This window comes from Paenibacillus oenotherae, assembly GCF_019443105.1.
GTDB lineage: Bacteria > Bacillota > Bacilli > Paenibacillales > Paenibacillaceae > Paenibacillus_Z > Paenibacillus_Z oenotherae.
The window spans coordinates 14,440-32,661 of the sequence record NZ_JAHZIJ010000017.1 but is presented as its reverse complement, the minus strand read 5'-3'; the positions used below and the strand labels follow the sequence as shown (position 1 = coordinate 32,661).

The 18,222-nt window shown below is 52.3% G+C and carries 18 protein-coding genes; 16 read left to right on the top strand and 2 right to left on the bottom strand.

The window, feature by feature from the left end; genetic code table 11:
- The first annotated feature begins 6 nt into the window (after positions 1-6).
- Both K0T92_RS19165 and K0T92_RS19160 read left to right on the top strand, forming a co-directional pair.
- Positions 7-1,302 (top strand): ABC transporter permease, encoded by a 1,296-nt coding sequence (locus tag K0T92_RS19165; RefSeq protein ID WP_219874092.1) that lies wholly within the window; start codon positions 7-9, stop codon positions 1,300-1,302.
- Positions 1,303-1,461: 159 nt separating this feature from the next.
- Positions 1,462-1,863 (top strand): hypothetical protein, encoded by a 402-nt coding sequence (locus tag K0T92_RS19160; protein WP_219874091.1) that lies wholly within the window; start codon positions 1,462-1,464, stop codon positions 1,861-1,863.
- A gap of 531 nt (positions 1,864-2,394) precedes the next feature.
- Here K0T92_RS19160 and K0T92_RS19155 read toward each other — a convergent pair.
- Positions 2,395-3,669, bottom strand: a complete 1,275-nt coding sequence (locus tag K0T92_RS19155) for a BaiN/RdsA family NAD(P)/FAD-dependent oxidoreductase (RefSeq protein WP_219874090.1) — start codon at positions 3,667-3,669, stop codon at positions 2,395-2,397.
- Between the two features lie 219 nt (positions 3,670-3,888).
- Between K0T92_RS19155 and K0T92_RS25530 the strand changes: the two genes are divergently transcribed.
- The 9 genes from K0T92_RS25530 (at position 3,889) to K0T92_RS19110 (ending at position 10,296) form a co-directional block, all read left to right on the top strand.
- A complete protein-coding gene (locus K0T92_RS25530; RefSeq protein WP_219874089.1) occupies positions 3,889-5,556 on the top strand; it encodes a two-component system sensor histidine kinase NtrB in 1,668 nt (555 codons plus the stop codon).
- 21 nt (positions 5,557-5,577) lie between these two features.
- Positions 5,578-6,243 carry a hypothetical protein gene (locus K0T92_RS19145; RefSeq protein WP_219874088.1) on the top strand — a complete coding sequence of 222 codons (666 nt, stop codon included), beginning with the start codon at positions 5,578-5,580 and terminating at the stop codon, positions 6,241-6,243.
- Between the two features lie 46 nt (positions 6,244-6,289).
- Positions 6,290-6,439, top strand: a complete 150-nt coding sequence (locus tag K0T92_RS19140) for a hypothetical protein (protein WP_219874087.1) — start codon at positions 6,290-6,292, stop codon at positions 6,437-6,439.
- Between the two features lie 11 nt (positions 6,440-6,450).
- Positions 6,451-6,852 (top strand): DUF3905 domain-containing protein, encoded by a 402-nt coding sequence (locus K0T92_RS19135; RefSeq protein ID WP_343223743.1) that lies wholly within the window; start codon positions 6,451-6,453, stop codon positions 6,850-6,852.
- A 117-nt stretch (positions 6,853-6,969) separates the two neighbouring features.
- Entirely contained in the window at positions 6,970-7,404 is a 435-nt protein-coding gene (locus K0T92_RS19130; protein WP_219874086.1) for a BrxA/BrxB family bacilliredoxin, read from the top strand.
- 12 nt (positions 7,405-7,416) lie between these two features.
- Positions 7,417-8,226, top strand: coding sequence for an ammonia-dependent NAD(+) synthetase (nadE, locus tag K0T92_RS19125; protein ID WP_219874085.1), 810 nt, complete (start codon positions 7,417-7,419; stop codon positions 8,224-8,226).
- Between the two features lie 693 nt (positions 8,227-8,919).
- On the top strand, positions 8,920-9,582 hold the full coding sequence (gene modB / locus K0T92_RS19120; protein ID WP_219874084.1) for a molybdate ABC transporter permease subunit: 663 nt from the start codon (positions 8,920-8,922) through the stop codon (positions 9,580-9,582).
- 24 nt (positions 9,583-9,606) lie between these two features.
- Positions 9,607-10,011 (top strand): holo-ACP synthase, encoded by a 405-nt coding sequence (gene acpS / locus K0T92_RS19115; RefSeq protein ID WP_219874083.1) that lies wholly within the window; start codon positions 9,607-9,609, stop codon positions 10,009-10,011.
- 51 nt (positions 10,012-10,062) lie between these two features.
- Positions 10,063-10,296: a hypothetical protein gene (locus tag K0T92_RS19110; protein WP_219874082.1), complete on the top strand. Its 234-nt coding sequence runs from the start codon at positions 10,063-10,065 to the stop codon at positions 10,294-10,296.
- Positions 10,297-10,352: 56 nt separating this feature from the next.
- On the opposite strand, the gene K0T92_RS19105 is transcribed toward K0T92_RS19110, so the two are convergent.
- Positions 10,353-10,724: a c-type cytochrome gene (locus tag K0T92_RS19105; RefSeq protein ID WP_219874081.1), complete on the bottom strand. Its 372-nt coding sequence runs from the start codon at positions 10,722-10,724 to the stop codon at positions 10,353-10,355.
- Between the two features lie 185 nt (positions 10,725-10,909).
- Here K0T92_RS19105 and K0T92_RS19100 point away from each other — a divergent pair, with 185 nt between their 5' ends.
- From K0T92_RS19100 to helD, 5 genes are all read left to right on the top strand, one after another.
- On the top strand, positions 10,910-11,782 hold the full coding sequence (locus K0T92_RS19100) for an AraC family transcriptional regulator (RefSeq protein ID WP_219874080.1): 873 nt from the start codon (positions 10,910-10,912) through the stop codon (positions 11,780-11,782).
- Positions 11,779-13,068 (top strand): A/G-specific adenine glycosylase, encoded by a 1,290-nt coding sequence (gene mutY, locus K0T92_RS19095; RefSeq protein WP_219874079.1) that lies wholly within the window; start codon positions 11,779-11,781, stop codon positions 13,066-13,068. Before K0T92_RS19100 ends, mutY begins: the two co-directional genes overlap by 4 nt.
- A 112-nt stretch (positions 13,069-13,180) precedes the next feature.
- The gene (locus K0T92_RS19090) at positions 13,181-13,813 is read left to right on the top strand and encodes a bifunctional 4-hydroxy-2-oxoglutarate aldolase/2-dehydro-3-deoxy-phosphogluconate aldolase (RefSeq protein ID WP_219874078.1); all 633 of its coding nucleotides are present in this window, start codon (positions 13,181-13,183) and stop codon (positions 13,811-13,813) included.
- A 15-nt stretch (positions 13,814-13,828) separates the two neighbouring features.
- Positions 13,829-14,764: an alpha/beta hydrolase gene (locus tag K0T92_RS19085; RefSeq protein WP_219874077.1), complete on the top strand. Its 936-nt coding sequence runs from the start codon at positions 13,829-13,831 to the stop codon at positions 14,762-14,764.
- 887 nt (positions 14,765-15,651) lie between these two features.
- Positions 15,652-18,069, top strand: a complete 2,418-nt coding sequence (gene helD, locus K0T92_RS19080; RefSeq protein ID WP_219874076.1) for an RNA polymerase recycling motor HelD — start codon at positions 15,652-15,654, stop codon at positions 18,067-18,069.
- Positions 18,070-18,222: the final 153 nt, after the last annotated feature.

Sequence of the window (18,222 nt, the reverse complement as noted above, 5' to 3'; positions counted from 1 at the left end):
ATATCTATGCAGCCCAACTTAATGAAGCAGTCTGACGGCAATGACGCAGTAAAGAAATGGACGGTACAACAGCTGTTCCGCCGGCGGGTGGGACGATTCTGGCAAGAACAATGGCGGGTATGGCGGACTGCGCTCGACTGGACGGTATGGGTATATATTCTGCTGCCGGCCCTCGTAATCGGGGGCGGCTTGTATGTGGATCTCTGGACTAAGCCTCCGGAATGGCTCGCAAGCTTGCCGTTATGGACGATGGAGCGGCTGCCGTTTGCAGTCGTTGCCATGAGCAGGCTGAGAACCTTTGCCGAAGAAGCCGATGTTCTCTTCCTGCAGCAGATGCGGCCGTGGAGCAGGAAGCTTACCGCTTACGGTGCCGTCTATACTGCGGTCTCGCTAATCCCGTTCATTGCACTCCTATTGGGGTTGGCGGCTCCTTCCTTGATAGGCCTGCATCACCTTGGGACAGGCTCATTGCTTATTCTGTTCCTATTCACATTAATATGGGCAATGCTCGGTGCTGTATGGCGCAATCTCATTGAAGGCCGTTATCGGGGCTGGCGCAAAGCATTCCTGCATATCGGCTTGCTGCTGCTGCTCGCCGTTACATACATGGGGTCTTCCTATCTCGCAGGCGGGGAGCATGTGTGGCTGCTTCTGCCGAGCTTCCTGGGTGCGGCCGCAGTGGCAATCTCGGTGAGAATGAAGCTTCGCGCGCGGGATACCTTCGATTCCGATGTGCAGCAGGAGCATAAGATAAGGCTGGCTGTCACTGCACTGCTGCTTAGGGATGTCATTGAGCGCAGGCCCCGCATAAGGCTTAACCGTCCTCTTGTGCTGCGATCCTCCAAACGGTTGTTCAGACGGTTCGATGGAGGAACAATTGTAGCCGAGCTGGTTATTAAAATATTGCTAAGACGGATGGCGCTGCTTAGAATGTGGCTCAGCTTCGGCGGATTAGCTATATTTGCTATTCTATTGTCGCCGGGTGTTCTGAAGCTTGTGCTTCTAGTCTTGCTGCCTTTGCCGCTCACGCTGTGGGTTCAATCGCATTGGAGCAGCATCGTCTTCGGCGAGGCATTCTTCTCGCAATTTCATTGGAAGGATGCCGAACTGATTCGCTCCGCCGAGACTACACGGCAATGGCTGGTTGCGCCTGTTGTCTGCTTGCAGGCACTTATAGCGGGCTTGCAATTATGGGGGACGCAGGGACTGCTTCTTGCAATTCCTGCAGTGCTCTTATGGTGGAGCATCAATAAGCTGCTGTTCCCTATGCTGCCGCTGAAGAATCGGAAGGGCGGCCGATAATTGAAGCCGAAACGATGCTGACTGTCACATACTGTAATTGATATCGTCGGAGGACTGCGGATTGCTGAATCTGAATGCGATCAGAGGGGATAGGGCAATCTATCTTTGAATGACAGTTGATGGAATATGATGAAGACAGGAAAGTGAGGCGGGGTTCCGGTGCCCAACGATACAGCATTGCTATTTCAATTTGCCGATGCGGCTTCAGCAGCGAATGCCTCCGGCGTATTGCGGGATTTGGGCTATGAGCCTGTTGTCCATCAGGGCGGGCAGGTGCACATTCATCTTCATGGCAGCGACCTGACCTCAGCGCTGGAGATTGTCCAGGCCAGCGGAGGAACAATGGTCGTTCATTCTTCTATCGAGGAGGCTGGGGGCAATATGGTCCTGGACGAGGCCTATGGGATGGATGCGATCCCAATTCCCGCGCATATAGTGAACGAGGATTGGATTGCACAGGAGGATGCCCTGCATAACCGCGACGACGATGCGTCCAATGCGGAGGACTGCTTGCCAGATGGCGGGACATACAGCTACTTTTCAGGTGATGTTCATACTTAGTAAGCAACACAAAGGGGCTGTCCAATAAGTCCTTTTTGGGAAATCTCAGCTCCTGCTTTAAGAAGATGTACGATGTGGAAAGCCTGCGATCATGGGACTGCCCCCGTACTCCTCGCCAGAGGACAATCCGTCATTCTAGCGCTGAGAGCTGCGAAATACGAGCTGCGAGCTAGGCGAAACATGCGAAACGGCAGTTATTTGCTCGTTTCTGGCTCATGAAGGTGAAATGCCTGCCAGCGTGCAGGTATTTCACCTTCATTTCTCCTTAACGGCCGATTTTTGCTCAAATTCATGCCTGATCGCAGTAATTTTAACATTATTCCGTCTTGTAACCCGAAATTCATGCACATTCGCAGGCTTCTTACTTCGTCACTCTACCTTCAAAACACTTGGAGAAGGGGGTATCCAGAAAGTAAAGCGGTTTGATGATTTCATAGTCCCCACAATTTCCCCATAAAGAACCTGCATTAAAGCATTTCGGGAACACCAGCGATCGCGAGAACATTCCCCTGCGCAGCAGGTTTATTCCTTTTAATCGTTCAACAAATGTCTCATTTCGGCTGCGCTTTTCCCTGCGGTATAGCCTGTTGTGAATGCGGCGGTTATATTATAACCGCCTGTATAGCCATGAATATCGAGTACTTCTCCGCAAAAGAACAATCCGCCAGTTCGCTTGGAATGCATCGTCTTCGGCTCGATTTCCTTCAGATTGACACCGCCGCCTGTTACGAAGGCCTCTTCGATGGAGAGCGTCCCGGATACATTGATAGGAAAGCTCTTCAATAAAGCGGCCATCTCCAACCAGGGCTGCTTGGGAATATTGTCATAGGTCGTATCGCCGTTCAAACCGGACTTCTTGAGCACGATCGGAATGAGCCGTTCGGACAGCATTCCTTTAAGAATATTTTTGATCGCCTTCTTGGGCTCTCTGCCCGATAGCTCCAGCGATTCCTTATAGAGCTGCTCTACAGTCTTCCCGGGGTACAGGTCGATCGTCAATTTAACAAGGCTAACCTCGAATTGCTTCATAATCTTGACGACAAACTGGCTGCATTTGAGCGCCGTAGGGCCAGATAGCCCGAAGTGGGTAAAGAGGAGATCGCCATCATGCTGTACGACGGACTTTCCTTTAGGATTCCAGACAGTTACTACAACCTCTCGCAGCGAAAGTCCTTGAAGCTCCTTGCTCTGGATAAAAGCTTCACGTGAGAGCAGCGGAACCTCTGTCGGATACAGCTCTGTAACCGTGTGGCCTGCCGCCTCCGCCCATGGATAGGCGTCGCCTGTGGAGCCTGTGTGGGGAACTGACTTGCCGCCTGTTGCAACAATGACACAGCTGCCCTGTACACGTTCTCCTGAACGGAGACGAATACCCTGCACACGCTGTTCATCTATCAATAAACCCGCAACTGGCTCATTGATTCGGATAATTACGCCAGACGATTTGGCTTTGCGGACAAGAGCTTCCACGACGGTCTTGGCTTTATCGGAGACGGGAAACATTCTTCCCCGATCCTCCTCCTTGAGCTTGATGCCAAGATTCTCGAAGAAAGCGATAATATCCCGATTGCTGAAATTAGCAAGCGAGCTATGCAGAAACCGGCCGTTGCCGGGAATATTGCGAATGAGCTCATCAATCTCCTTGGCATTCGTTACATTGCAGCGTCCGCCTCCTGAGATGCCGAGCTTGCGTCCGAGCTTATCCCCTTTATCGATCAGCAGCGTTGTTGCGCCATGCGAAGCAGCCGCTATGGATGCCATAAGCCCTGAAGGGCCGCCGCCTACAACGATTACATCAAAGTTCATTGCGTTACTCCTTTTTCATGGGTCTTCCTTGCAAGCTTGTTCGTTATTCATCATACTATCCTGCTTTGGATGCGTCTACACGGCTCGTTTGGATTGCTGTAATGTTGTGGCCCAAAATCCGCCTCCGTATTTTCTTTTATTGTAAAATATTTACGGCTATGTTTTAATCGGATTAATAAATGGTATTTCCAATGTGAAAGGGGGGAGATAAAAATCTTAGTGTGGAAGCAGGTGCTGCTGCAAATCTTTATCGCTTTATTACCCATATTTTCATTTCAATTATGGTTTGAGCGATTAGCCGGACAGAAGCGCAATATCCCCTTTATGCTGATCGTTGCGTCCGGAGGCTCGTTATTGCTGAGTATTGCCGCATCGACTAACATGTACGGAATTCATCTTGATTTTCAGCTGGCCATTCTGCTCGTCAATTCACTGTACGGCGGTCCGATCGTGATGGCTGCATTGGCATTCCTCTATCTGCTGTTCCGGATAGTCAGCATCGGCGGCTGGTGGGAGTGGCTTCAGCTCATCGGCATAATAGTTGTTTTCATTCCGCTGCTGCTTCTGACAATTGCATCTTTTCAGCAGGGGAGCCGGAAGCGCAAGCAATGTATTGCATTCTTGTTAATGGCTTTATTAAACTTCATTTCTATCGGCTCGTTTGTCGTTCATCAATGGTTTTCATTGGATTCGGGGCTGTCTACTCAATCGTATCTTATTCTACTTCTCCATGCCGCCGCTTACTTCCTCATTGTATGGCTTATCGTGTATTTATCCGAGAACTATATCGAGAAGCTGGTGCTCGCGAACGATCTTCATGTAGTTTCAGCCAACTATCGGATTGAAGTGCAGAAGCTGCATCAATTTATTGAAGAAACGCCCCTTGGCGTCATTTTCATCGATCAGACGGGCATTATTACACATATTAATGAAATGATGATTCATAATCTGAAGCATAAAATTTCTTCAACAAATCGATCGGATCTGCTAGGGCAGTCCTACACGATTCTCTGTGATGATCTTGAGCATGACGCTTTGGGCCGGCTGCTCTCCCAGGCGCTGCTGGGACATCAAACCTCCACGGAATTGGTGCAGGAGGTGGATAAGATGTATCTGAAGACGGGCATATGTCTTCGAGATACACAGAGCGATGCCGTGATCGGAGCCGTACTCATCTGCCATGATATCACCGAGCTGAATCAGCTGCGCAACGAGATCGGACGAATGGAGCGCCTTAGCCTGGTTGGTCAGATGGCAGCGAGCATTACGCATGAAATACGCAACCCGATGGCTGTCATACGCGGCTTCGTCCAGTTGATGCGGGAGAGGAGTCCCGATCATCAGCAGGAGTATTTCCGCATTGTGATGGACGAGCTTGATCGCGCGAACGGAATTATTAACGATTTTCTGTCATTGGCGCAGAATCGGGTTATTGACAAGCAGTGCTATTGTCTGCACGATATCATTAACGAGATGCTGCCCTTGCTCTGGGCTGATGCGAATATGCGGGGACAATCGATCGAGCTGGAGCTTGCTCCGCATCTTACGCCTTTTATGATGAACGGCAAAGAAATGAAGCAACTGATATTGAACCTGGCACGTAACGGGATGGAGGCAATGGATGGAACGGGGGTTCTTCGCCTGTGCACCTTCGAGTATGGGGATCGGCTGGAGCTGCATGTTGTCGATAACGGGTGCGGCATACCTGCCGAGAAGCGCGAGAGATTATTCGAGCCCTTCTATACGACGAAGACACGCGGTACAGGGCTTGGATTGCCGCTCTGCCTCAGCATCGTAGAGAGACATGGCGGAGAGATTCATGTGGAGTCTACGGAAGGGGAGGGCACCAGCTTTATCGTTTCATTCCTGTGCAGGTCAAACCACTAGAAACGGGGAGGTCCGGCTACGATGCCTGAACTTATTTCCATTGGCACATTTCGCTTGGACGGAGGGCTGCTTGCTGCATTTCTGTCTGTTATCGCGGGGTTAACTGCGCTTGGTCTCTGGACAAAGCGTTCACCCGATACGAGGAATGGACCGTGGCTTGATCTGCTGACGAATGCCGCTGTAATTACGGTTATCGGCTGGAAAATCGGATTCCTGCTTCATGATCCCGCCCTGCTGTGGGAACGTCCGAGCTCGCTTATTATTGTAAGGGGCAGCTTGTCTGACCTGCTGCTCGGGCTGCTTGCCGCTGCCCTCTATATGACATGGACGGTAAAACGAAAACGGATATCGTGGCTCAGACTGCTGGATGTTATACCGTATGCGGCTCTTCCCGGATTCATTGTATGGAATGCGATTACAGCGTTTCCATACCGTATCGTGTACATGATCCTGGTCATCTTTATCTATGCTGCGCTTCTGCGGTCGCAGGAGGCTGGAACTCCCGGTACTGGAGATGCAATACGATTGGTACTGCTTGGCGCCGGCTTCGGAGGGCTTGTCTCCAGTCTGTTCGCGGCCTATCCGCAAGGGACTTGGCCTCAGATGACGCTCGGTCTGACGCTGCTGCAGTGGTGTCTGATCGGCCTTGCAGTTATCGGCTCCCTCTGGCGCAAGCCCAGCGGATAGCAAGCTGAGCCATCGCACATACTAGCATTGGAAGGAGGTGCTGGTTGTGGGTATGGATCAGAATAAGCATCAAGCGGGTTCCTGGCAGGCCTCGGAGCACGATGCTGCAGCGAGCCGCAAGGAACGCAGCGACAAGGCGCCGGAATCAGAAGGGTTCGACAAGAAACTGGACGGTCCGAATCGTCCTTCGACATAGGGGGTTATTGCATGGATAAGCAGCCCCCGAATTCGGCGTCATTTCAGCAGCAATCGTCAAGCTCCGCGCATCGGGGACCAAGAATGGGAAGCGATGATCCGGAGCTTGATCCCTATGAAATAAATTTTCTCCCGCAGTTCCGAGTTGGGCGCGGTCCGAGAGGACCCTTCGTCAACAGCAGCGGCGTTGTGATTGGCGATCATATGTATGAGTCGCCTCAATCGCCGCTCAGCCGCTGGACGGAAGAGACGGATCCGGCTGTTATGGCGGGTGAGCAGTGGGTTCATCCGTTCAAGGATATCGGTTTTTTGCGCAGCGAGAACCGCGATTATTTCGAGAAGGGCGTTGCTCCGCAAAGCGGCGTATTTATGCATCCCGACAAGGATGCCGCTTACGGAACCGAAGAGGAATAGCAGTGAGGCAGCATGGAAAGCAGCTGGGGCGAATGGAGCCGGCTGCTTTTTATTTTGCTTTCAATTTCAGCGAGCGGTATAATGGGGATAAAATATGGACTATTGGAGTGATTGAACATGTCAATGTCTTTTGAACGATACATGCTGGATATGGTGCAGCCGATGCGCGATGATCTTACCCGCCTCGGGATTGAAGAATTGCGCACGCCGGAGGATGTAGAAGCGAAGCTGCCTGGTGCGAAAGGAACTGCGCTTGTCGTTGTCAATTCCGTCTGCGGCTGTGCGGCTGGCCAATGCCGTCCTGGTGTAGCCCAGGCGCTGCAGCATGATCTGACGCCGGATCATTTGTATACCGTTTTCGCAGGCCAGGACAAAGAAGCGACCGCCAAGGCGCGTGAATATTTTGCGCCGTACCCGCCTTCTTCTCCTTCCATTGCAGTAATGAAGGATGGCGAGCTCGTTCATTTCATCGAGCGCCACCAAATCGAGAACCGTTCGGCTGCTGATATTGCTGCAGACTTGACAGCAGCATTCGACCGCTTCTGCCGTTAAGAGGTGACCGCAATGAGCTTGCAGAACGAAATAATTGCGCGTCTCGGGGTCAAGCCGGAGATTGATCCGGCTGCCGAGATTCGGGCGCGTGTTGATTTTCTGAAGGAATATGTGCGCAAATCCGGTACGACGGGGCTGCTTATTGCGATCAGCGGCGGCATCGATAGTGCCGTTGCCGCTGGACTGTGCAAGCAGGCGACGGATGAGCTGTCCGCAGAAACCGGACAGGAATATATGACGCTTGGCGTGTTCCAGCCCTATGAGGAGCAGGCGGATATTGCCGACAGCTATGCGGTGGCAGAGGCTTTCAAGCTTCAATACCGCATTGAGACGAATATCGGAGAAGCGGTGAACGAGATTGCGCTGGAGGTCGAGCATGGCTTCAAGTCGATCGGCAAGTCCCGCCATCTGAGCCGTGGAGGCAAGGGCAATGTGAAGGCCCGCACACGCATGGTGATGCAGTATGCCTTGGCCTTCGATCTGAATCTGCTTGTTGTCGGTACGGATCATGCATCAGAGGCGATTACCGGCTTCTTCACGAAGTGGGGAGACGGGGCTGTCGACATTACGCCGCTCAGCACGCTCACCAAGCGGCAAGTGCGCCAGCTCGCGGCAGCAATTGGCGTACCGCAAAGCGTTCTGGACAAAGCCCCGACCGCTGGTCTATGGGAAGGCCAGACTGATGAGAACGAGCTTGGCATCAAGTATGATGATAACAGCGCTTATTTGGAGGGTAAGGAGATCAACGCCGAAGCCCGCGAGAAGCTGGAGAAGCAATACTTGAAGACAGGGCATAAGAGAGATCCGATTCCAGGCATCTAATCGATCCCATTGCCTGCCCCGCCAGCTTGCGCTTGGCGTTAATGCAAAGATACGAAGTCTCGATTCCTCCTGGGGATCGGGACTTTGTTTTATTACGCAAAGTCTGGCGGCGGGCGGCGGTGCCAAACTCGATTTCTGCAGGTAGCTCCTGTAAGCGGATTTTTCCCTCTCTCAGCAAAATTGTGGCTCGTTTGGTGCGCTGTAAGTGGATTTTTCCGCTTTAAAGTCACATTTCGCGCGGGCAGGGGCGGTTATAGCGAAGCTGTAGAGCGAAATTTCCCGCTTACAAACAGACCTCGAATGCTCAGGTCATGCTGTAGGACGGAATTTTCCGCTTACAAGCGGTCATCGGGTAGTCATGTCCCATGCTGCAGCACGGTATTCGCAGCTAGTGGGGTGGTTCGGGTGTCATGCCCTGCTGCAGAAGCACGGTATTCGCAGCTAGTGGGGCGGGTTTCGGGTCATGCCGTGCTGGGGCACGGCATTCACAGCTGCAAGCGGGATATCACGCACTTTTGGCAATAGTGTCATTATAGTTCACGCAGGTCTCTTTATGAGCTTCGATATAATCGGTATAATGGGTAAGACGGAACGGTTATGGATCGGACTTTCATGTAGAAGAGACTTCAGAAAATTCACAGTCTGTGCAGGCTTCAAGCTGCCTTGGGGGAAGAAAGGGCGGACCGCTTAACGATGGAATGGCAAGCGTTTATTGCACCTATCCGATTATCGCTACAAATATCGCTGACTGCCAGCGTTATTGTCTTTCTGCTGGGTCTGGCTGCTGCCAAGTGGATGGCGAGGGCGCGTTATCCGGGAAAAAGCATCATAGAGACGCTTCTTCTGCTGCCGCTTGTCCTGCCGCCCACGGTGGTAGGCTTTCTGCTGCTTCTGCTTATGGGCCGCCGCAGTTGGATCGGACAAGTCTACGAATGGCTGTTCCACGGCCCGATTATTTTTACTTGGGGAGCGGGCATTGTCGCGGCAGTTGTCGTCTCTTTCCCGCTTGCCTACAGGACAATGCGTGTCGGGTTCGAATCGGTAGACAGCGAGCTTGAAGACTCCGCACGGTCGATTGGCGCTTCGGAGTGGCAGGTATTCCGCTTCGTAACGCTGCCGCTTGCCGCGCGAGCGCTGACGGCGGGCTACATTCTCGGCTTTGCCCGGGCGCTGGGGGAATTCGGAGCTACGCTGATGGTTGCGGGCAACATACCGGGACAGACACAAACGATTCCGACGGCAATCTATATCGCAGTCGATTCGGGTGAGATGACACTGGCCTGGCTCTGGGTGGCGGTCATGATTGCAATCTCTTTCTTCATGCTCATGGTCGCTAACCGGTATACGAAATCTTAAAGGATGGATGAGGGGGATGCAAGGATGATCGTTGGCATCGGACATGATATAACCTCGCTCACGCGGATGGAGAAGCTGCTGTCTGGCTCGATAGGCACCCGCTTCATGGAAAGAATATTAACCGATGGCGAGCTGGCTCTCGCGAAGGAGGCGAAGGGAACGCGGCTGATTGAATTTGCAGCTGGCCGGTTCGCTGTGAAGGAAGCCGTATCCAAGGCATTCGGTTGTGGAATCGGACGGACGCTGTCATTCCGTGATATCGAGGTGGGGAGAAACGAACTGGGAAAGCCGATCTGCCGATTATCCCCGCAAGCATGGGAGAGGCTGAACCTTGATGCCGATACGACAGTTATTCACGTTACGATTACCCATGACGAGTCCATCGCCTCGGCATTCGTTGTCGTTGAACAGTCTGAGCGAAAGCTATAAAAGCTTCACCTTTTGACCATACTCAGAATAGAACATGTTAAGAGGCTGAGGATGGAGATGATGGTCATGAGGATGATGGCAGGAGATCGCGCGGGGAGAAGGCGGTTCACGAGCGGACAAAGGGCTCCGTTCGATGGCATATATGCGGACTGCTGGGGCGGACGGCTCCCGCTATTGCAAGGTGAGCGGCTGCCTCGCCATCGGATCATGGGCGATTCCAAGTGGATATACGAGGGACATCTTTCCCTTGGGCTGCCGGTCAGTTCCCGAGCGATTAGAGGCTGACAGCATATACAAAGGGCTGACATCAGGAGCAATCATACCTGAAATCAGCCCTTCCTTTATTTCTTCTCGGACAGCCAGCTTGCCAACTGCTTCACTTCATCCTCGGACAGCCTGGTATCGAATTTCGGCATGCCGCCTCCGCCGTCATTGATCTGCTCGGCGATTTGGTCGGCTGTCATCCGCGCTCCAACCTTTGTCAGGTCGGTGGACGGGCCCATTTTACCTTGTAGATCGGTGCCGTGGCAGGATAAGCAATTGGATTTGTATACCTCCATAACGGCTGCTGGCCCATCTAATTCCGGAGATGAGACCGCAGTGGGGGATTCGCCGCAGCCGGCTAATAAGAGGACAGTGCCGAGTGCTGCAACTGCATATAATAATGGTTGTCTCAGCTTGCGGCGAAGCGTGGCTGATAGCCCTTGGTTCATAACAATTACCTTCTCTCTTCGATGAGTTGTGTCGCCGGGGAAATTCTCGACACAATAATTATAAAATGTTCCATCTGGACAAAGCAACCGAACTTAACTCCCATATCCTTTTTGCTGGAATGTCCGTATAATAGAAAACAGGTATATCAAATGGAAAGATACTTACTAGATGATTGGGAGCTGCAATGAAACCTACATACAAGACGATCATCCAAAATTATTTTCAACGATTCCAAGCAGAGGTTGCAATGGCGGCTTTCTCAGTCAAAAAACCGGGGTTTACTGAAGAGGAGACTCCGGATTACTACCGGCTGTGGTTTATTCACGAGGGTGAAGGCTGGCTTCACTTTAACGGCCGCAGATATGAGGGAAAGCCAGGACATCTGTTCTTGCTTCCCCCGGGAGCAAATCAATCCTACGGCTCCATGGAGGAGCAGAGCTTAAGTTTGTACTGGTGCCATTTTCGATCGGCTATAGGCGACACACAGCTGTTTGAGCTGCTGCAGCTGCCTGTGCGCGTGGAGCCGCCGGAATCGGATTACGTGGAATCGCTTTTTGTGGCCATGATTGATGCGCTGCGTTCTGACGTGTTCACACGCAAGCTGAGAGTGCGGGCCGCATTGCTGAACATTATGGCGAGCTATCTGGAGCTGTGCGATCTGAGCGATGAGGCCTTCTCGGGCATTGAATCACTGGATAAGATTGATCGTGTGCTGGAGTACATTGATCTTCACTTGTCTGAGAATATCGGGGTGAATGAGCTGGCGAGACTGGCTTACTTGCACCCGAATTATTTCATCAGCGTGTTCAAGAACGTGGTCGGCTGCTCGCCGATCCAATATGTAAACTTACGGCGGCTTGAACTGGCCAAGCAGCTGCTTGAGAGCACGGATGAGAACGTCTCTGGCGTGGCCAAGCGGGTGGGCTTGCAGAATCACTATTTGTCCCGGCTGTTCAAGCAGCATACAGGACTGTCTCCAAGCCGCTACCGCCAAATTTACCGTGCTGTACCGGCAAGGGCGCAGCTGGAGATCGAAGGAAGTGAGTTGCATTCATGACGACCGAAGCTGCCAGTTACTTCAGCCGCGAGCTGCTGGACTGGTATAGAGGAAACAAGCGGGTTCTGCCGTGGCGGATGAACCGCGATCCGTATCGGATCTGGGTGTCTGAGGTAATGCTGCAGCAGACGAGGGTAGATACGGTCATTCCTTATTATGAACGATTTATGGACAAGTTCCCGACTGCAGCCGCGCTTGCGGAAGCGCCCGAGCCCGAGGTGCTCAAATGCTGGGAGGGACTCGGCTATTATTCCAGAGCGCGCAATCTGCAGGCAGGCGCGCGTGAAGTTGTTGAACGCCATGGCGGAATTGTGCCTGAAGACAAGGAGGCTGTGTCTGCTCTTAGAGGAGTCGGGCCCTATACCGCCGGAGCGATCATGAGTATTGCATTCAATAGGCCAGAGCCGGCCGTTGACGGGAATGTTATGCGCGTCCTGTCGCGGTTCTTTTGTCTGGAGGACGATATTGCCAAGCCAGCTACCAGGGTCAAAATCGAGAAGCTGGCCGCCTCGCTTATTCCTGAAGGCGCAGCCGGAGATTTCAACCAAGGGTTAATGGAGCTTGGCGCTCTGGTCTGTACGCCCAAATCTCCCGGCTGCTTAACCTGCCCGGTCATGATGCACTGTGAAGGCCGCATGGCAGGCAAGGAGCATGTGCTGCCGATCAAGACGAAGGCCAAGCCGCCACGTCCTGAGACGCGGCTTGCCGCATTGATTGTCGGCAGCGGACAGCATGCCGGCAAAGTGCTGGTGCGGCAGCGGCCGGCTACAGGCCTGCTGGCCTCCATGTGGGAGCTGCCGCATGTACTGGCGCCGCAAGCGGCAAGCGGCGATGACGGGTTGCCCGTCCGCGGACGCAAGCGTGGCAGAGGCTCGCAGCAGTCGGTGAACGGCAAGGAGCGGGGTGGCGATCCGGTCCAAATGGATCTGCTGTGCCGGTTATTGGCACAGGAGGAAAGGCTGTTGGTGCGTCCTGTGAGCTGGTGGGGCGAGGCCGAGCATATTTTCAGCCATATCGTCTGGGATGTTCAGGTGTATCGCGCTGAATTCGGGTTCATGCTGCGGGCGGATGAATCGCCTCTGGAGCATGCTGCAGCCGCGGGCGATGCTGTCTTGACCTGGCATGACACTCTGGCTGCGGAATCCCTTGTTTCTTATGCTGCCGATAACGCCGATAAGGAGCTTCCAGCGAACTATCGGTTTATCGGACCGGAGGAGATGCGCGAGCTTGCGTTTCCGAATGTGTTCTTACGGCTGCTGCGGGATTATTGGACGTTGACAGATTGAGAGACATTTAAAAGCCGAGAATAAGAGACAGATATAAGAGACAGATATAAGCATATTAAAATAGAAGGACTTAACAGGACACGAATCAGACTGATAGAGTGGAGGCTGCAAGATGAGTGAGATGCTGGATCGGCTGCTGCAGGAGAAGATCGTGGCGATTTTTCGCGGTATTGAGGATAAGGACGCTGATCGATCGGCTCAAGCGCTTATTGACGGCGGAATTACGATGATGGAGATCACACTGAACACAGAGGGCGCAACGGTTATGATTAACCGCTGGAGGGAGAAATTCGGCGGGCGGGCAGCAATCGGGGCTGGTACGGTACTTGATCTCGATATGGCGAAGGAAGCCGCTGCTGCTGGCGCCCAGTTTCTAATCTCGCCTAATCTGGATGAGTCTGTTGTGGCTTACGGCAGGGAGCGGGGAATTTCGGTATGGCCGGGCGTCACGACGCCAACGGAAATTGTGCGGGCATGGAAAGCCGGGGCAGATGCGGTCAAGCTGTTCCCGCTCGGCACATTAGGCTGGAAGTATCTGGCGGAGATTCGCGCGCCGCTTAACCATATTCCGATGATCGCGACAGGCGGAGTCAATCTCGATAATATCGCGGATTATTTTCAGGCAGGAGCATGTGCAGTTGGCATGGGCGGCAAACTTGTTGATCTGGAGTGGATACGTAACGGACAATTTCAACTGTTGACCGAGCGTGCGAGGAAGTTCTCGGATGCAGTCAAAAAGCTATAGAAGGAGAGTGGCTTCATGTACATAGGGTGGATTGCGGGCGCGACAGTAGTCGCGCTTCTTGTTTGGTTGATATGGAAAATCGGTGTAATCAGTCAAAATCCCAAGAAGCTGCCCAATCAGGCGCAGCCGGCTTCCCCATACACGGAATTGACATTCAAAAGTTCCGGATCGTCGTTGAAAGGCTGGCTGCTGAAGCCCGAACAGGACAACTCCTCCGGAAAAGAAATGAGGCAGGGTGATGCTGGCGCTGTCGGTGAACCAAAGGACAAGCAGGGAGGGCTGCTGCCGCTCGTGATTGTTGCGCATGGCTGGAACTCCAACCGTTCGCGTGTGCTGCGGTATACGAAGCCGCTGCTCGCAGAGGGATATGCTGTATTCGTCTATGACGCGCGATGCCATGGCGATAGCGATACGATCAAGACAGCATCGGCGTTAATGTTCCGGGATGATATCGAAGCTGCTGTCCAAGCGGTCTCGTCGGTTCCGGGGATAGACCCGGGCAGAATTGCTGTACTGGGCCATTCTCTGGGCGGATTCGGGACGCTGCTGGCACTGCCTCGAGGGCTGCCGGTCAGAGCGGTCATAACCGATTCTACACCGACCCGCCCTGCTACGATGCTGAAGGCAGAGTTCAAACGGCGCAAGCTGCCATATTTTCCGCTTGGCCTGTTTATTATGCCGATCTGGCTTTGGAGAGCCGGGATTTCATGGAGTGAGTATAAGACTGCACAAATTCCGCTTGCCCTGACAGCGAATGAAACGGGAAGACAGGTTCCGGTGCTGATGGTTCATTGCAAGGGGGATGATTTCATTCCGGCGGATGATCTACGGAGATTGACACTGGTTTGTAAGGTGAACACGTTGTTCGTTGATGGCAGCGGCCACAGCGTGTCCGATAAGGATCCGGAATTTTGGAGGAGAGTTATTCCCTTTCTGCGGGACAATCTCTAAATAAAACAAAGGAGCCTGCGGCAATATCCGCAGGCACAAGAGAGAATATATTATAAAGGGGGGTCATGTGTCTATTATATGGGTCTAATCTGAAAGGAACATGAAGGAAACATTACAGTTTCATTACAAAAACGACGATTTAGACGTTTTTTAGCATAAAAATTACCAATTCATCTTAAGGTTTGACCTTTTTTGTGTAAGATTTATGAAAAAGGCTCTTTAAGACTTACATATCTATTAGGTGCCCTCTGAACTCATCGCATATTACTTAACATTCCTCAAATAACCCAGCTGAGCCATGCGCCGGAAGCTACACGATGTGGAAGGTGTACAATCATCAGACTGCAGGAATTTCACCAGAAGGGCGTCTTGTAACCAAAATTCATGCACATTCGCAGGCTTCTTACTCCGTCAACTACTTCAAACCGCAATTGGAGAAGGTAAAAGGCAACGCTGGGGTTCTCCCGGGACGGTTATTGCCGATGCAAATTAAGGCAAGGCGGCGAAGAGAATAATGCTATCTGGAAGAGGAGCGGGTCCACTGTCCGATCAAAAGCGACTGTACGTGGCTTTCGCATGCCCATAACCTGCTCAGCAGGCGAGCATAAACCAAAAAGCGCGAGTGACTGAGGCGGAATCCCGTGTCACTCGCGCTTTTTTACTTAATGGGTAACTGCATGAAGTCAGTGTGCAACACTGCCAGTGGCAGCAGTAAAAAATAAATTGAACGAAAAATAACGCTATGATATAATCGTTAGCGTTAATGGCAAATTAAAAAATAAAGGTATCCATTTCTTCTTCCACTCTAATTGTATATCTGGATCTTTAATTTGTCAATGCTCTTTTTTATCCCAATTTAATGGAAAAAGGAGTGTGTTCAGGGAGAGATGAAAGCGAAGGATTGGCGGCAGGAACAGGAGCGGCTGGAATCGGTCAGGAACAAGCTGCAGGCGAGAATCGCCGAACTGGAGCCAGAGGTTGCCGGGCTGCGCGATCAGGCGGCGGACATCCGCAAGCGGTTCTGGGAAGATTTGTCGATCAACACGAGTACGACCGAAGAATTCGAAGACACCTTCTACTCGGTTCAACAGCAGTCCGCGATGCTGGCTGAACGAGAACGCAGCCACAAACGGCTGGTGCAGCAATGGAACGGGATGAAACGGCTGCTTCCGTCGCCTTATTTCGGGCGCGTTGATTTTCAGGAGGCTGGCTTGAGCGCAAGTGAGCAGGTCTATATCGGGGTATCCTCCTTCGTCGACAATGACGGACTGGATTTTCTAATCTATGACTGGCGTTCCCCCATCGCGAGCCTATATTACGACTATCCTCCAGGCGGAGCCTCTTATGTTACGCCGGCAGGTGAGATCGAAGGGATGATGACGCTCAAACGGCAGTTTCAGATTCAGAACGGACATATTAACACTATGTTCGACGCGAGCGAGACGATTGGAGACGAATTGCTGCAACAAGTGCTCAGCAAGGAAGCGGACTCGCAAATGAAGAGCATCGTGGCAACCATCCAGAAGGAGCAGAACGCCATTATCCGGAACGACAAAAGCCGGATGCTTATTGTTCAGGGGGCGGCTGGCAGCGGGAAAACTTCTGCGGCGTTGCAGCGTGTGGCGTATTTGCTTTACAGGCACCGACAGAGTATCAGAGCCGATCAGATTGTGCTTTTCTCGCCCAATCCGATGTTTGGCAGTTATATTTCCACCGTCCTTCCAGAACTCGGCGAAGAGAATATGCAGCAGACAACGTTTCAGGAATATCTTGATCATTCGCTCGGTTCCTCATTGCGGTCTGAGGACCCCTTCGATCAGATCGAATATATACTGACGGCCCAGGGGGAGCCAGGATATGAAGCTCGCCTTCAGGGAGTCGCGTACAAAACCTCCGAAGCTTTTCTGAAAGCTCTGCAGAACTACGGAAAGTGGCTGGGTCGGGAAGGTATGCGGTTCAAAGACATATCGTTTCGCAATCGCGTTTTGATTACTGCGGAGCGTATGTGCGCGAAAATGTACGATTTCGACAGTTCCCTGCCGTTGTTCAGTCGTGTCGTTCTTTTGCAGGAATGGCTGTTGGATGAAATGGCTTCGCTCGAACGCAAGGAACGGGAAGCATTATGGGTGCAGGAGGAGTTAAATTATCTCGACAACGAACAGTATGCCGAAGTTTTCGACATGCTGCACAAAGAGAGAGAACTGTTCGACCTTTCGGAGCAATATGCTGTCGTTCGCGAGCTAATGAATAACAAGCGCCGGGGAGATGAAGGCGATGTTGATTTTGCCCAGCGGGAGGAGGAAATGATCCTTCGGTCAATCGTGAAAAAACACTTTAAGCCGCTAAGGAAAAGCGTGAGGGAATTTTCGTTTGTCGATGTTAAAGGTATATATGGTCAATTATTCGGTGATGAATCCTCGTATCGGGAGAAAACAAATGAGAGCGCCATTCCCCCGCTGTGGCCCGAAATATGCAGACAAACCAAGGAAATGCTGAGCCGGAACGAATTGTTCCACGAGGATGCGACCCCTTATTTGTTTGTAAAAGAACTGGTCGAAGGCGTTCGTACGAACACGGAGATCCGGCATGTCTTCGTCGATGAAGGCCAGGATTATTCGGCGTTTCAATATGAATATTTTAAAAAGTTGTTTCCTCGTGCCCGGATGACGGTGCTCGGCGATTTTGGGCAAGCGATCTTCATTCAGGCGACAAATCTGGAGGCATCCGATTCGCCGCTGATTCGCCTCTTCGGCCAAGCCGATACAAGCCTTGTCCGCCTTGTACGGAGTTATCGTTCGACCAGGGAGATAGTTGAATTTACGAAATCGATGCTGCCAGGCGGGGAAGAAATTACACCCTTTGAAAGGGGAGGCCAAAAGCCCCTTCTGACGAGACTGAACGACGAGAAGAAGCGTGATGCGCAAATAATGGAAGACATCGCTTCGCTCAGAGCGGAGGGCTTTGCTTCCATCGCCGTCATTACGAAGACAGCAGCCGAAAGCCGGAAGGTCCAAGAATCGCTGCGGATTCATGGAGGCGAGGCGCTGCAGCTCATTACGAAGGAGACGCGGGAATTTGAGAAGGGAGTGATGGTCATTCCCGTGTATCTTGCCAAGGGTGTCGAGTTCGATGGTGTCCTGGTCTATGATGCTTCGCCTGAAGCATACGGCAAGGATAGCGAACGCAAGCTTCTTTATACGGCGTGTACACGGGCCATGCACCGGCTTCATCTTTATACGACGGGCGGTTGGTCGCCGTTCGTGCAGGCATTGCCTGCGGATTTGTATGAGCAAGCAGCATTTTGACGGATCGGGGGATGTTGGCCTTGATTAGCTGCTGCTTGTGATTCAGCAGTTGTACGGCGCTGTCTTGCAGCCCGTCATTTAAGGCCGATTGCAAGCAAGAATACCACGACGACCCCTATTTTCCGCATGTCGGAGTCTCTCGAAGAACAGATC

Bases quoted from the DNA above. Each gene is read 5' to 3' on its own strand.
- nadE (WP_219874085.1), top strand. From the start codon at position 7,417: ATGAGCTTGCAGAACGAAATAATTGCGCGTCTCGGGGTCAAGCCGGAG.
- K0T92_RS19165 (WP_219874092.1), top strand. From the start codon at position 7: ATGCAGCCCAACTTAATGAAGCAGTCTGACGGCAATGACGCAGTAAAG.
- K0T92_RS19105 (WP_219874081.1), bottom strand. From the start codon at position 10,724: ATGAACCAAGGGCTATCAGCCACGCTTCGCCGCAAGCTGAGACAACCA.
- K0T92_RS19085 (WP_219874077.1), top strand. From the start codon at position 13,829: ATGTACATAGGGTGGATTGCGGGCGCGACAGTAGTCGCGCTTCTTGTT.
- K0T92_RS19135 (WP_343223743.1), top strand. From the start codon at position 6,451: ATGGATAAGCAGCCCCCGAATTCGGCGTCATTTCAGCAGCAATCGTCA.
- acpS (WP_219874083.1), top strand. From the start codon at position 9,607: ATGATCGTTGGCATCGGACATGATATAACCTCGCTCACGCGGATGGAG.
- K0T92_RS19090 (WP_219874078.1), top strand. From the start codon at position 13,181: ATGAGTGAGATGCTGGATCGGCTGCTGCAGGAGAAGATCGTGGCGATT.
- K0T92_RS19130 (WP_219874086.1), top strand. From the start codon at position 6,970: ATGTCAATGTCTTTTGAACGATACATGCTGGATATGGTGCAGCCGATG.
- K0T92_RS19110 (WP_219874082.1), top strand. From the start codon at position 10,063: ATGGAGATGATGGTCATGAGGATGATGGCAGGAGATCGCGCGGGGAGA.
- modB (WP_219874084.1), top strand. From the start codon at position 8,920: ATGGAATGGCAAGCGTTTATTGCACCTATCCGATTATCGCTACAAATA.
- K0T92_RS19145 (WP_219874088.1), top strand. From the start codon at position 5,578: ATGCCTGAACTTATTTCCATTGGCACATTTCGCTTGGACGGAGGGCTG.
- K0T92_RS19155 (WP_219874090.1), bottom strand. From the start codon at position 3,669: ATGAACTTTGATGTAATCGTTGTAGGCGGCGGCCCTTCAGGGCTTATG.
- mutY (WP_219874079.1), top strand. From the start codon at position 11,779: ATGACGACCGAAGCTGCCAGTTACTTCAGCCGCGAGCTGCTGGACTGG.
- K0T92_RS19100 (WP_219874080.1), top strand. From the start codon at position 10,910: ATGAAACCTACATACAAGACGATCATCCAAAATTATTTTCAACGATTC.
- helD (WP_219874076.1), top strand. From the start codon at position 15,652: ATGAAAGCGAAGGATTGGCGGCAGGAACAGGAGCGGCTGGAATCGGTC.